General features: G+C 36.9%; 11 protein-coding genes and 1 other annotated feature. Of the genes, 1 reads left to right on the forward strand and 10 read right to left on the reverse strand.

Annotated features, from left to right (window positions below):
- Positions 1-51: 51 nt before the first annotated feature.
- The 9 genes from tpiA to AC4BC4_RS11350 form a co-directional block, all read right to left on the reverse strand.
- Positions 52-807 carry a triose-phosphate isomerase gene (gene tpiA / locus AC4BC4_RS11310; protein WP_438756897.1) on the reverse strand — a complete coding sequence of 252 codons (756 nt, stop codon included), beginning with the start codon at positions 805-807 and terminating at the stop codon, positions 52-54.
- Between the two features lie 80 nt (positions 808-887).
- Positions 888-2078 carry a phosphoglycerate kinase gene (locus tag AC4BC4_RS11315; RefSeq protein WP_490475765.1) on the reverse strand — a complete coding sequence of 397 codons (1191 nt, stop codon included), beginning with the start codon at positions 2076-2078 and terminating at the stop codon, positions 888-890.
- Between the two features lie 129 nt (positions 2079-2207).
- Positions 2208-3209 (reverse strand): type I glyceraldehyde-3-phosphate dehydrogenase, encoded by a 1002-nt coding sequence (gap, locus tag AC4BC4_RS11320; protein WP_069646063.1) that lies wholly within the window; start codon positions 3207-3209, stop codon positions 2208-2210.
- A 40-nt stretch (positions 3210-3249) separates the two neighbouring features.
- The gene (locus AC4BC4_RS11325) at positions 3250-4287 is read right to left on the reverse strand and encodes a sugar-binding transcriptional regulator (RefSeq protein WP_438756899.1); all 1038 of its coding nucleotides are present in this window, start codon (positions 4285-4287) and stop codon (positions 3250-3252) included.
- A 535-nt stretch (positions 4288-4822) separates the two neighbouring features.
- Entirely contained in the window at positions 4823-5698 is an 876-nt protein-coding gene (locus tag AC4BC4_RS11330; protein ID WP_438756900.1) for a YitT family protein, read from the reverse strand.
- Positions 5699-5919: 221 nt separating this feature from the next.
- Complete coding sequence (locus AC4BC4_RS11335; protein ID WP_490475766.1) at positions 5920-6708, reverse strand: ankyrin repeat domain-containing protein; 789 nt, start codon at positions 6706-6708, stop codon at positions 5920-5922.
- A 206-nt stretch (positions 6709-6914) separates the two neighbouring features.
- On the reverse strand, positions 6915-8684 hold the full coding sequence (gene aspS, locus AC4BC4_RS11340; RefSeq protein WP_438756902.1) for an aspartate--tRNA ligase: 1770 nt from the start codon (positions 8682-8684) through the stop codon (positions 6915-6917).
- Positions 8685-8717: 33 nt separating this feature from the next.
- Entirely contained in the window at positions 8718-10016 is a 1299-nt protein-coding gene (gene hisS / locus AC4BC4_RS11345) for a histidine--tRNA ligase (RefSeq protein ID WP_490475767.1), read from the reverse strand.
- A 182-nt stretch (positions 10017-10198) separates the two neighbouring features.
- Positions 10199-10321, reverse strand: coding sequence for a hypothetical protein (locus tag AC4BC4_RS11350; protein WP_490475768.1), 123 nt, complete (start codon positions 10319-10321; stop codon positions 10199-10201).
- 70 nt (positions 10322-10391) lie between these two features.
- Positions 10392-10599 (reverse strand) — a binding site (T-box leader).
- Positions 10600-10776: 177 nt separating this feature from the next.
- Between AC4BC4_RS11350 and AC4BC4_RS11355 the strand changes: the two genes are divergently transcribed.
- The gene (locus tag AC4BC4_RS11355) at positions 10777-11706 is read left to right on the forward strand and encodes an aldo/keto reductase (protein WP_490475769.1); all 930 of its coding nucleotides are present in this window, start codon (positions 10777-10779) and stop codon (positions 11704-11706) included.
- A gap of 88 nt (positions 11707-11794) precedes the next feature.
- Here the strand turns inward: AC4BC4_RS11355 and AC4BC4_RS11360 are convergent, their stop codons facing one another.
- Positions 11795-13555 (reverse strand): choline/carnitine O-acyltransferase, encoded by a 1761-nt coding sequence (locus AC4BC4_RS11360; RefSeq protein WP_490475770.1) that lies wholly within the window; start codon positions 13553-13555, stop codon positions 11795-11797.
- Positions 13556-13677: the final 122 nt, after the last annotated feature.

Raw genomic sequence — 13677 nt, forward strand, 5'->3', positions numbered from 1 at the left:
AGATTATTCAATAAATCTTTGATTAATTGCGTATATTGTTATAAGCCGTGATTATTTAACCGCATCTAACAAAGCTAAGAATGAGTCTGCTTCAAGGCTCGCTCCGCCGACTAAAGCACCATCAACGTTTTCTTTTGCCATATATTCAGCAATATTTTCAGGTTTTACAGAACCGCCGTATTGGATACGTACAGCTTCTGATACTTCTTTACCGTATAATTTTTCAACTGTTGCACGAACAACGCCACAGATTTCATCTGCAATGTTTGCATCAGCAGATTTACCAGTTCCGATTGCCCAGATTGGTTCATAAGCAATAACCATTGAAGATACTTGCTCATTTGATAAACCAACTAAACCATTTGTGATTTGACCTTCGATCCACTCGGCAGTTTTACCAGCTTCGTAAGTTTCTAAAGATTCACCACAACAAAAGATCGGTGTCATGTTGTTTGCAAAAATAGCTTTCGCTTTTTTGTTGATATCTTCATCTGTTTCGTGGAAATACTCACGACGTTCAGAATGACCAATGATCACATATTGAATGCCCAAGTCTGCAATAGCAGCTGGTGAGTTTTCGCCAGTGAAAGCGCCTGAGTTTTCCCAGTAGCAGTTTTGTGCAGATAATTGTACTTCAGAATCTTTAAGACTCCAAGCAAGTGGTGCTAAGAATAACGCTGGAGATCCGATTACTGAATCAACAACATCTTTTGACGGAATAGCATTTTTTACTGCCTCAGCAAAGCTTTGCGCTTCTGCTAAAGTTTTGTTCATTTTCCAGTTACCAGCGATGATTGGTTTACGCATGGAAAAGCACATCCTTTTCTTATTATGGTATATATCGATTTATGGTATATATCGATCACAGTGTTCAAAAAGAAAACTTTTTATTTATCGTTAATTGCTGCTAATCCAGGTAATTCTTTACCTTCTAACAATTCTAAGCTTGCGCCCCCACCAGTTGAGATGTGAGTGAATTTGTCAGCAAAACCTAATTGAATTGCCGCTGCAGCTGAATCACCACCACCGATGATCGTTGTTGCATCTTGTAAGTTTGCGATTGCTTCACAAACACCGATTGTACCATTAGCAAAGTTACTCATTTCGAATACGCCCATTGGTCCGTTCCAAACAACTGTTTTTGCGCCTTCTAATGCTTGAGCGAATAAAGCAATTGTTTCAGGTCCAATGTCAAGACCCATTTGGCCATCAGGAACATCACCAGTATGTTCTTCTGTTGGTACATCGTTTGAGAAATCAGCCGCTGTGATCGAATCGATTGGCAAGATTAATTTGTCGCCCGCTTTTTCGATCAATTCTTTTGCTAATTCAACTTTGTCTTCTTCTACTAAAGATTTACCAATGTTCATACCTTTAGCTTTATAGAAAGTATACGTCATTCCGCCACCGATAAGGATTTTATCTGCTTTAGAAATCAAGTTTTCGATAACGCCGATTTTATCAGAAACTTTTGCGCCACCTAAGATAGCAACGAATGGACGTTTTGGTGCAGTAACAGCTTCACCAACGAATTTGATTTCTTTATCCATTAAGAATCCAGCAACTGTTGGAATACCCGTTGACGCGATTCCTACGTTAGACGCATGCGCACGGTGCGCTGTACCAAAAGCATCATTAACAAATACATCGCCTAAAGAAGCCCAGTATTTACCTAATTCAGCGTCATTTCCGCTTTCTTTTTTACCATTGATATCTTCAAAACGAGTGTTTTCAAACACTAAAACGTCGCCGTCTTTCATGTTGTTGACAGCTGTTTCTAATTCAGTACCACGAGTTTCGGGAACGAAAGTTACTGGTTTGCCCAATAATTCACCTAAACGCTCAGCAACTGGTTTTAATGATTTGCCTTCTTTATCTTCTTCTGTTTTCACACGACCTAAGTGAGAAAATAAAATCGCTTTTCCACCGTTTTCGATTACGTATTTGATTGTTGGAAGTGCCGCTACGATACGGTTATCGTTTGTGATCACACCATCTTTCAAAGGCACGTTAAAGTCAACACGGACAAGTACTTTTTTATCTTTTAACTCTACATCTTTGATTGTCTTTTTAGCCATTATGGAGTACTCCTATCTATAAAAAGTTTTTAGGTATTTTTAAACAAAATAATAAAAACGGAGAAGCGCGTTGCTTCCCCGCTTATTATTTCACAGTTGTTCAAATTTCACTAATGATAAGAATGAATCTTATAAGTTAGCGAAGTACTCTAAAGTACGAACTAATTGTGCAGTATAAGACATTTCGTTGTCATACCAAGCAACAGTTTTCACTAATTGTTGGTCGCCAACAGTCATTACTTTTGTTTGAGTAGCATCGAATAATGAACCGAAAGTCATACCTACGATATCAGAAGAAACGATTTCGTCTGTGTTGTAGCCGTAAGATTCGTTAGCAGCTTTAGCCATAACTTCATTTACTTCTTCAACCGTTACTTTTTTGTCAAGAACTGTTACTAATTCAGTCAATGAACCAGTTGCTACAGGAACACGTTGAGCAGCTCCGTCTAATTTACCGTTCAATTCAGGAATAACTAGACCGATTGCTTTAGCAGCACCAGTTGTGTTAGGTACGATGTTTTCTGCTGCAGCGCGTGCACGACGGAAGTCTCCACCTGGGTGAGGTCCATCAAGAGTCATTTGGTCACCTGTATAAGCGTGGATCGTAGTCATAAGACCTTCAACAACACCAAAGTTATCTTGTAAAGCTTTAGCCATAGGAGCTAAACAGTTAGTCGTACATGAAGCACCTGAGATAACTGTTTCTTTACCTGTTAAGATATCGTGGTTAGTGTTATAAACGATTGTTGGTACGTCATTTCCGCCTGGAGCAGAGATAACAACACGTTTAGCACCAGCTTTTAAGTGTAATTCAGCTTTTTCTTTTGAAGTGAAGAATCCAGTACATTCAAGAACGATATCTACACCTAAATCGCCCCATGGTAATTCTTCTGGGTTACGGTTAGCAAGAACTTTTACTTCTTTACCGTTTACGTTGAAAGATCCATCATGAACTTCAACAGTTCCGTTGAAACGTCCTTGAGTCGTGTCATATTTTAACAAGTGAGCCAACATTTTAGCATCTGTTAAATCATTGATTGCTACTACTTCGATTCCTGCTACATCTTGGATACGACGGAATGCTAAGCGTCCGATACGTCCAAATCCATTAATACCTACTTTAACTGTCATTAAAGATTTCCTCCTTATGAAAATCAAAAATTTTTTTATTTTAAAGGGTTACCCCTTTTAAAATCTCATTTGCAGCAGCTTCATCCGTGATGAGCCACGTTTGTTTTGGTGCGTTTTTCATGTATGCGCGAATTGCTTTGGCTTTTGTCTTACCGCCAGCAATTGCTACGACATTCGGAATTTTTTGTACATCTTTTAACTGAAGTCCAATGCGAGGGATTTTATAAACAACTTTCCCCTCTTCATCAAAGAAATAACCAAAAGATTCTGCAACAGCGTTGTTTTGCTTTAACATGACCATTTCATCATCTGACATTTTGCGGCGTGCAGCCATATGCAAAGCACGTCCGATACTATGAACAACACAATTACTTTGTTCGATCAGTGTCAATACTTCTTGAATCGATGGTTCTTGCAGTAATGAATTATATGTTTCAAGACTCAATTGTTCTGGAACATATAATGCTCTATGATGACCACCAGTTTTGCTGGCCATTACAGCACTTACTGAGTTAGCTTGAACCGTCATTGCTTCTCCGATTCCGCCTCTAGCTGGAACAAACAAATTATGTCTTTTTTCCGTCTCTAGCGTGCCCATATGCTCAGCAGTCATTGCCATTGTAGTGCCACCCATAACAGCAATAATATTATTGCTTTCAGGTAAAAGTAAGTCTAATGAATCGGTCAAAATATCACCGAATTCGTAAAGAACTTTCTCTTGATTGTCACTATTACCGGCCACAACGATACAACGCTTGATCCCAAAATATTGACTGATTTCTTTTTCGACTTGATGCATACCAAGTAACTGATTCATAACAGCTTCTAAACCTTGATAAACATCTAATCCTTTTTCAGTTAATGTCATTCCGCTTTTAGAAGTCTCTATCAATTGTAAGTTTTTCAGAAAATCGGTCTCTGTTCTTAAGACCCGTTCTGTAATTCCCATACTATCCGATAGACTTCTACGTCCAATAGGCTGCATCCAGTATATATTACGAAGAATATGAAACCTTTCCTGCATTACATCGAGCAAATCTGGAGCAACTGCTTCAATCATTTTCAATTCATCTAGCATGATGCGCTCCTTCGTTGGTCTAAAAACGTCCAAGTAAGACTTAAAACGACCTATGAACTTTAAAAAAATAGGATTGATGTTCCTCTTTCGCATTGTTAAATTCTATTAACATCTTAAAAGTGCCCCTCAATCTTACATTCTAAGTGTACCAGTTTTCACTTTTCATTTCAAGAAAAAGAGATTATTTTTTTGAATTAGTCACTTGTTTCTTAATTTTATATCCAGCCATTTTAACTAACCGTCAAAAAGTTTCTGACATTACTTGAATCAATACAACTAAAATTATAACCCGATAATTTATAGCCTGATCTTATCAATACAATACTTTATTCTACACTCTTATACTTCAAATATAATCTTAAAAAAGAAAGTGAGCGGGACACAACTCTCTTTCAGTCATGTCCCACTCACTTGGAATCTTTATAAACGATTGGAGCAGAAGTAATCTCTTTATAAATAAGCTTAAATTCACAAAATTTTATTGAACAACTCCCGTTAATTCCTCCTTATTTCTTAGGATGAGACACTTCTTTCCCTATAGATCCTCTTCATAAAACCGGCCAAGAATCTTGACATTATCTGAGATACTTACAAAAGCTGACGGATCAGTTTCTTTCATTGCTGCTTCCAATGACGGCAATTCAAACCGAGTGACAACTGTCAACAATAATGTCTGCTTATCATGACGATAAGCACCTTCCGCTTCATGAATGATTGTGATTCCTCTTCTCATTTTCTGCTGAATCCCATCGATCACAGCATCTGGATTTTTTGTGATGATCATGACTTGCATTTTCTTTTGTTTCGTATAGACGGCATCTGTCACTTTTCCACTCACAAAAATCGATAACGCACTATAAAACATATACTGCCAACCAAACAAATAGCCTGCAACAAAAATAATCAAGGCATTAAAGTACATTGAAATAGAACCTACTGAGCGCCCTGTTTTTTTTCTGATCGTGATACTAAAAATATCTAGGCCACCTGAAGATAAACCATTTTTCAATGCAAATCCAATTCCAGATCCCATAACAGCCCCACCAAAAATCGCACAAATAATAGGATCATCTGACAGACTTGTTTGTGGCACGATTTGCATAAATATAGATGTCAACGTAACAGTTAAAAAAGTAAAAATTGTAAATTTTTTACCTATTTTACGCCATGCTATAAAAAATAAAGGAATATTCAACGCGTACAGCGTAATCGACACCGGCACATGGAATCCCACAACATTTGTTGATAATGTCGTTAAAATTTGTGCCAATCCAGTAATCCCACTGGAATAAATGTTTCCTGGTTGATAAAAGAAGTTCATTGCAACAGATGCCAAAATCGCGTAAACGATCGACACTGAAAGTTTTGTCGTATAATCATGGACAGGTAAACTTTCAAATAATTTTTTCATGTGGAAGCAGCCTCACTTTACTCGATTCATTTGAATTTCATTATACGTGCTTTAAGGGAAGAAAAAAAGCAGAATCTTTTAAATAAACCAAAAGTTTCACTATCTTTAATCTTTCTTTAGGCATTTTTTATGTTTATACTATTTTTTATTCAAACTCATTGTGAATAAAAAAACGAAACAGAAGTAACCTCTTTAAAGGGAAACTTCTGTTCCATTATTGTTTAATACTCATTTAATGAAGTCAATATTTCAGAATAACCTAAACTTCTAGCATAGTCTTCAGCTGTTCGACCTGTATTATCTTTCAATGTTTTATCAGCCCCACCTTCTAGCAACGCTTTGACAATTTGTTGATAGATTGAAGAACCATCTGTTAATGCAACAGCTTCTATCAAAGCAGTGTAGCCATAATTATTTTGATGATCAACATTTGAGCGCTCATCTTTTAATAAAATGTTGACATTATCCAGATGTCCTTTTTCAGCAGCAGGTATCAGCGCATTTCCGCCAAACCGATTAACTTTTTGCTGATCAGGCACTTGTTTTTCTAACATATACCGTAAGATCTCTGTCTTACCTTGGGCTCCTGCATATAAATATGGGCTATCTGAAATTGTGTCTTGTTTATTAATATCTGCTCCTGCATCGATCAATGATTTTGCAATTTCAATAGAGTTTTGATGCGTTGCGATTAAAAGTGGCGTTTCATCTTGAGTATCAACTTCATCGATCTTGTAATTGTCATCTTTTAGTATTTCTTGAACTTGTTTCAAATCATTTTCTCTTACAGCTTGAATTAAAGATCCCTCAGCAAAAGATTTATTAGGTAACTCTGATGAATTTATTTCCACTGTTTCACTTGATTGATTTGTACTATTCTCTTCTTTTGTCATGGCTGTACTCTCCTTTGTTGGCATTGTTTGATCCGTTTTTTTTACTTGGCAAGCTGATAGAATAATTAAAAATAGTGTTATCAACGATACTTTTGTCAAAAGTTTCTTTTTAATCACCATATCCCTCCTTTGAAACGTTATATATTCAGTATAAAACATAAATATAAATATTTTATAAACGATGCCTACACTATCAAATTTAACGATATATCATTCTCTTTAACAACAAAAGGCTAGGAGATAACTCTACGAGTTATCTCCTAGCCTTAAAGAATCCGAATAAACGGCGAGAGCAGAAGCACCCTCTCTTCTTAAGTTTTTATTTACTCATCAACTGCTGTTACATCAATGTTCAACTCAAATAATTGTAATGGTGAAACCACACTTGGTGCGCTTGTCATCGGATCAGCCGCTTTTCCATTTTTAGGAAAGGCAATCACTTCACGAATATTATTTTCACCTGCCAACAACATTACTAAACGATCTAAGCCTAAAGCAATTCCGCCATGTGGAGGGAAACCATACTCTAAAGCATCCAATAAGAAACCAAATTGCTCCTGTGCTGATTCTTTAGTGAAGCCTAGTGTTTCAAACATTTTTTCTTGTAACGCACGTTTGTGGATACGCAGTGAACCGCCGCCTAATTCATAGCCATTTAAGACGATATCATATGCCTCAGCGTAAACTTTTGCTGGATCTGTTGAAAGTAATTCGATGTCTGATTCTTTTGGTTGTGTGAATGGATGGTGGGCAGAAACATAACGACCTGCTTCCTCATCGTATTCAAACAATGGCCAATCAACGACCCATAGGAAGTTGAATTTAGACTCATCGATCAATCCTAATTCCTTCCCTAAACGTGAACGAACCGCACCCAATGAAGCTGCAACCACTTCTGGTTTATCTGCACCAAACATCAAAATATCACCGATTTCAGCATTTGTTGCCTTGATCAAATCATCTGACACATCCGTTAAAAATTTTGCAATCGGTCCTTTTAGTCCATCTTCTTCTACTTTTAACCAAGCGAGCCCTTTAGCACCAAATTGGCTTACATAAGTACCTAAGTTATCCATATCTTTTCTTGAATATTTATCAGCTGCACCTTTAGCATTTAACGCTTTAACTTGTCCGCCATTTTCTAAGGCCATTTGGAACACTTTGAAATCAACGTCTTTTACCACATCCGCGATATCGATCAATTCCATATCGAAACGTGTGTCTGGTTTATCACTTCCATAACGTGCCATTGCTTCATCATAGCTAATACGCGGGAACGGTAATGTGACTTCGATCCCTTTTGTTTCACGCATCACTTTTGCTAACATTTCTTCAGTCATTGTTTGGATTTCTTCTGGTGATAAGAAAGTCGTTTCGATATCAATTTGAGTAAACTCAGGCTGACGGTCCCCACGTAGATCTTCATCACGGAAACAGCGAACGATTTGGTAATAACGATCAAAACCAGCATTCATCAATAATTGTTTAAAAATTTGAGGTGATTGTGGCAATGCATAGAAATGACCCGCATGAACGCGAGAAGGAACTAAATAATCACGAGCGCCTTCAGGTGTTGATTTGCCAAAATAAGGCGTTTCGATATCAATAAAATCAGTATCATCTAAATAATGACGAATTGATTTTGTCACTTCGTGACGTAATTTTATGTTAGCTGTCATTTGTGGACGGCGCAAATCTAAATAGCGGTATTTCATACGAATTTCATCGCCGACATTATTTTCATCTTCAATTAAAAAGGGTGGCGTTTTAGCTGTGTTTAAAATCGTGATAGCTGTCGCCATTATTTCAAACTCACCGGTTTTCATTTTAGGGTTGATAGCTTCTTTATCACGGTACGTTAATTCTCCAGTGATTTCAATCACATACTCGCTACGACATTTATCTGCAATTTCCCATGCTTCTTTTGAATGTGCTGGATTGAAAACAACTTGTGCGATGCCTTCTCGATCACGTAAATCGATAAAAATAACTCCGCCTAAATCACGACGTTTTTGTACCCAACCCTTTAATGTTATAACCTGCCCTACTAAATCTGCTGAGACTTCTCCGCAGTATACTGTTCTTTCTGTCATTGATCATTACTCCTCTTCATTTTTTATTCATTATTAATCAAACATCACTGTCATCATTTCATCATAAACTTCATCGAATCTTTCATAAATATCTGATAGTGGAAACGTTTTTTCATTACGATTAGCCATTGATTTTACATTTACAATCCCTTCAGATAATTCAGTTTCACCCAAGGTCAAAGCAAGTTTTGCATTTAATTTAGCCGCTGTTTTAAATTGAGCTTTTGCTTTACGATCCATAAAATCTCGATCTGCTGAGAAACCAAAGTTCCGAATAGCTTGTACAAGTTTTAGTGTTGCAACATTTGTTTGGTCACCAATTCCGACAACATAAGCATCGATTTCATTGATTACCGGAACTACGATCTCTTCTGCTTCCATTGTGATCAGCACACGTTCAATTCCTATTGCAAAACCAAAACCAGGTGTTGCTGGCCCACCCAATTCTTCGACTAAGCCATCATAACGTCCACCAGCACAAATTGTCGCTTGAGCGCCCATACCTGGAGCCTCACTCATCACTTCAAAAATTGTATTCGTGTAATAATCTAACCCACGAACCATATTGCTGTCCACTTCAAACGGAATATTCAATTCGTTTAACATCGTTTGGACTGTCTCAAAATGTTCTTTTGACTCAGCACTCAGATAATCTAAAATAGAGGGTGCATCGGCGACGATCACTTGATCTTTTTTATCTTTGCTGTCTAGAACACGTAAAGGATTTTCATGTAAGCGACGTTTTGAATCTTCGCTTAGTTCAGCCATTTTTGGTTCTAAATAATCGATCAACGCTTGACGATAAGCAGCTCTTGTTGCTTTATCGCCTAAAGAGTTGATTACTAAACGAATTTGATTGATTCCCAATTGGTTGAAAAAGTCTAACGCCATCGCCATACTTTCAACATCTACCGCTGGATTCACACTACCAAAGGCTTCTGCACCGATTTGGTGGAATTGTCTCAAACGCCCTGCTTGAGGACGCTCATAACGAAACATGGGGCCCATATAGTATGTTTTATATGGTTTTACAAATTCCGGTCCAAATAATTTATTTTCTACAAATGAACGGACAATTGGTGCTGTTCCTTCTGGACGCAAGGTTACATGTCGATCTCCTTTATCGTAAAAATCATACATTTCTTTTGAAACGATATCGGTCGTATTTCCTACACTGCGAGAAATCACTTCATAATGTTCAAAAATAGGGGTACGAATTTCTTCATATTGGTAGTCACGAAAAATCAAACGGGCAGTTTCTTCAACAAACTGCCACTTTTCAGAAGTTCCGGGTAACAAGTCATTAGTTCCTTTTGGTTTTTGATAACTCATTGGCTTCATCTCCTAGTTATTGTTTGCACTGTATTTTTCTAACGATTGATCAAGATTTTGATCGGACGCGTCGGGCGCACTTTTTTATTGATTGACCTTGTTGTTTGTTTGAGAGCATAGCGTTTGATGAATTACTAGTATGGTCACTTCTCTCACTGCGTTCGCCAAGTATTGTTCATCATCTATTCTGGCGAAGCCAATCGTAGTCCTTTAATTCTTGAACCGTTGGCTTTTAGAAAGTGATGCGTTCGAATCGAAGTGGCGTGATTCACTAGTACGGTCACTTCTCTCACTGCGTTCGCCAAGTATTGTTCATCATCTACTCTGGCAGAGCCAATCGTAGTGATTCACAACAAAAACTCGCCCTTGTATAAATACAAGGGCGAGTGAATAGACACACGCGGTACCACCTAAGTTTGAAAGATTGCTCTTTCCTCTAACGATTAACGCTCGCAACGGAACGGTTTTTTATCCGTTCATCTCCAGAATGTCTTTCAATTTCCCTAATGAAGTTGCTTTCAGCCTTGGCAACTTTCTCTTATACGATCAGTTTGAAATTTACTCGTTCTTTCATTGATTTTTTTGATATTACATATAAATTACTAAAATTTCATCGTAAAGTCAAGAGGGATCCAACTAATTCAGCGCTGAAATCAAAAAGAATGCGCGTTTCTTGTTTGTAAAGTTAAAAATAAGTCAAAACACTTCACTGATTCACCGATATCAACTACACTAAAAGAAAAACTTAGGAGGAATTATAATGACACAAGACGTACAAATTGGTAAAACTCAGGTTTTTTCAACACCTCTAGGTTTAGGAACAAATGCGGTAGGTGGTCATAACCTTTTTCCAAACTTAAATGATGACATTGGGAAAGAAATCATCCGAACGGCTTTAAATAGTGGAATTACTTTATTAGATACCGCTTTTGCTTATGGGATGGGTCGTTCAGAAGAATTGATTGGTGAGGTTTTAAAAGAATTTGATCGTAGTAAAATTGTTATCGCAACTAAAGCTGCTCATGATCCAGCGAAAGATGGCGCGTTCAATAATACACCAGAATTTTTAACACGTTCTGTTAATGAAGCATTAGAGCGACTACAAACAGATTATATCGATATTTTTTACATTCATTTTCCAGATGAAACAACCCCTAAAAATGAAGCAATTGCTGCCCTACAAAAGTTAAAAGAACTGGGAAAAATTAGAGCAATTGGCGTTTCTAACTTTAGTTTGGCGCAAATCAAAGAAGCAAATCAAGAAGGGAATATCGATATCGTTGAAGATGAATATAGTTTAATTCATCGTGAGGCGGAAAATGAATTACTGCCCTATTTAAAGGAACAGCAGATTTCCTTTGTTCCTTATTTTCCATTGGCTTCTGGCTTATTGACAGGAAAATACGAAAGCGATGTAACGTTTCCACCTGAAGATCTACGAAGTAAAAAAACAGATTTTCAGGGTGAGCGATTTAAAGCCGTTATCGACAAAGTCAGCCAACTTAAATTGATTGCAGCAGATTATAATGCCAGCGTTGCAGAAATCGTGCTTGCTTGGTATATCAAAAATCCCTTTGTAGCTGTTGTGATCCCAGGTGCGAAAAAACCTGAGCAAGTAATCAATAATGTAAAAGCTTTGGATGTCCATTTGACTCAAGAAGATTATCAACGAATCAATAAATTATTTTAGCTTGCCTTAAGGGCTCCGAATAAACGGTTGGACCAGAAACAACTCTTATTTTTCCGAGTTAAACGCTTCTGTCCAACCTCTTTTTTTACTAAATGTCTAAAAACTCAGTTAAAGCGATCAGTGCCTCAGAAATTGCTTCTAGCATTTGTGCCGCTTCACTTTCATGCGTTTTTTTAGCGGATAAGGTCAAAAGGATTTTTTCATTTAAAATGCCATAATAAAGACCAAAACCTGTTTTGTTGACTGGGCCAAAGCTAAATGATTCTAATAGATCATACGAAAGTCCAGTGGTTGAAATAAAATCTTCCCCTAATCGTTTAAGGGCTTCTGCTGAGAAGAAGGATTGACCTTCTTTAGGGTTACATACCATTTTTTGAAGTCCAAACAAATGACGTTCTAACCCTTTCCCTTTTTGGCATTGCAAGATTCGATCAGAATGTGCTGTTGCTGCTTCTACAAATAACTCCACTAATTTTTCCTCAGAAATCGATTTTGTTTCATCGTAGAATGCTTCTACAAACATTTTTTTCTCTTGACTGATTGAACGGGCAGATTCTGTTCGGCCTTCATAATACATACGCATAGCAACTGGTTCGTAAACAGATCTTAGTTTTCCAAAAACGCTGTACTGCGCCATTGCTAAGGCGATATGGAAGAAAGCATCCGGGCTTACTTTCGCTTTTTTCATTTGTTCTTTTCCAAATTCTTTGAAAACAAGATGTTTGAAGATATAGGAATTATTCTCTATTTCTACAAGTTTTTGCGCTTCTTTTAACGAACTGATCATTTGATTTGTCAGTGTCCATTCAATTTTTTGAACCAAATTTGAAGAGATTTTTTCAGTCTTTTCTAGTTTCAACTTATTAAATGATTGAAAAATTTGGGTAAGTAAATTCAATGTTGGTACACCATCAATCGCTGTATGTTCCATGTTAAAACCGATATGACCACTTTTGGTAATGACTGCTTGTGTCGTTTTGCTTAAAAATTGATGGCTTGTATTTAACAAAACATCCGTGATTCGATCTTCTTTTGACTCATCTTTCCCGTCTGAAAAGCTCAAAACGAATAGTGCTTCTTCGATTTGTTTTAAATTTTGGCTATTCAGCTCCTCCGCTTTGATCTGTTGATAAATCAAATTTGACTGTTCTCTTTCTACCCCGGTTAAATACGAAATCAGATCATCACCATGTTTTGGTATATGCTCTAACGATAAAACATACTTCACATTTTCTAGTATTTGTTCTAGAGCATTGATTTCTCCTAAATCGTTTGTCACATCTAAACGAAAATAAGTACCATTTGCAATAATCACGATATAATTTCCAGCAGTTTGTATTTCACCTCTGTAAAAAGAATCTCGGTCTTTTCCAGGTATTCTACAGCTTTTGAAAAAATTTAAATAAAAGGACATATCGATATTTTGCTTATTTTTTGTATACTCGATCGGATAGGTTTCATTCGCTAAGCTAAGATAAATAGTAGTCATTTGATAGATCAATTGAGCTGCCAGTATTTCTTTTGATTCGATATGATCGTAGTAGCTTTCGTCAATGATCAAGGCGAAATTTGACTCACTTTGTAAATGGCCTCGACTCTCTAAATAATTCTCTTCCCAAAGGGGGGCTAGCCAGCTACCAGCCATATTTTCCGCATAATCAACTAGACTTTTTTGTAATAATACGCCATCGGAGACACTGAAGGTCATTGCTCTTTTTTGAAAATCCTTTAATTCGTCTACTGTAACCAAGGGTCTCAACCAATCACTTAATGAAACGAGCGTTTCGTGTAATTCTGGTACTGGTAATTTTTTTAATTTTGGTAACAACTCTTCATTATATTTTTTCATTTTACACCTCTACAATCACTTTATAGTTTATTATACCAAGCATTTATTCTTAATATAGCCTTTTCTAAAAACTTATCAAAAAACATTATCCCTGCTACATTGCGTTGCAAGAATAATGTTTG

This window comes from Enterococcus sp. AMC1086, assembly GCF_058216575.1.

What these genes read in the sequence shown, in the direction of transcription:
- AC4BC4_RS11360 (WP_490475770.1), bottom strand. Translation starts at nt 13,555, where the DNA reads ATGAAAAAATATAATGAAGAGTTGTTACCAAAATTAAAAAAATTACCA.
- AC4BC4_RS11355 (WP_490475769.1), top strand. Translation starts at nt 10,777, where the DNA reads ATGACACAAGACGTACAAATTGGTAAAACTCAGGTTTTTTCAACACCT.
- hisS (WP_490475767.1), bottom strand. Translation starts at nt 10,016, where the DNA reads ATGAGTTATCAAAAACCAAAAGGAACTAATGACTTGTTACCCGGAACT.
- tpiA (WP_438756897.1), bottom strand. Translation starts at nt 807, where the DNA reads ATGCGTAAACCAATCATCGCTGGTAACTGGAAAATGAACAAAACTTTA.
- AC4BC4_RS11330 (WP_438756900.1), bottom strand. Translation starts at nt 5,698, where the DNA reads ATGAAAAAATTATTTGAAAGTTTACCTGTCCATGATTATACGACAAAA.
- AC4BC4_RS11315 (WP_490475765.1), bottom strand. Translation starts at nt 2,078, where the DNA reads ATGGCTAAAAAGACAATCAAAGATGTAGAGTTAAAAGATAAAAAAGTA.
- gap (WP_069646063.1), bottom strand. Translation starts at nt 3,209, where the DNA reads ATGACAGTTAAAGTAGGTATTAATGGATTTGGACGTATCGGACGCTTA.
- aspS (WP_438756902.1), bottom strand. Translation starts at nt 8,684, where the DNA reads ATGACAGAAAGAACAGTATACTGCGGAGAAGTCTCAGCAGATTTAGTA.
- AC4BC4_RS11325 (WP_438756899.1), bottom strand. Translation starts at nt 4,287, where the DNA reads ATGCTAGATGAATTGAAAATGATTGAAGCAGTTGCTCCAGATTTGCTC.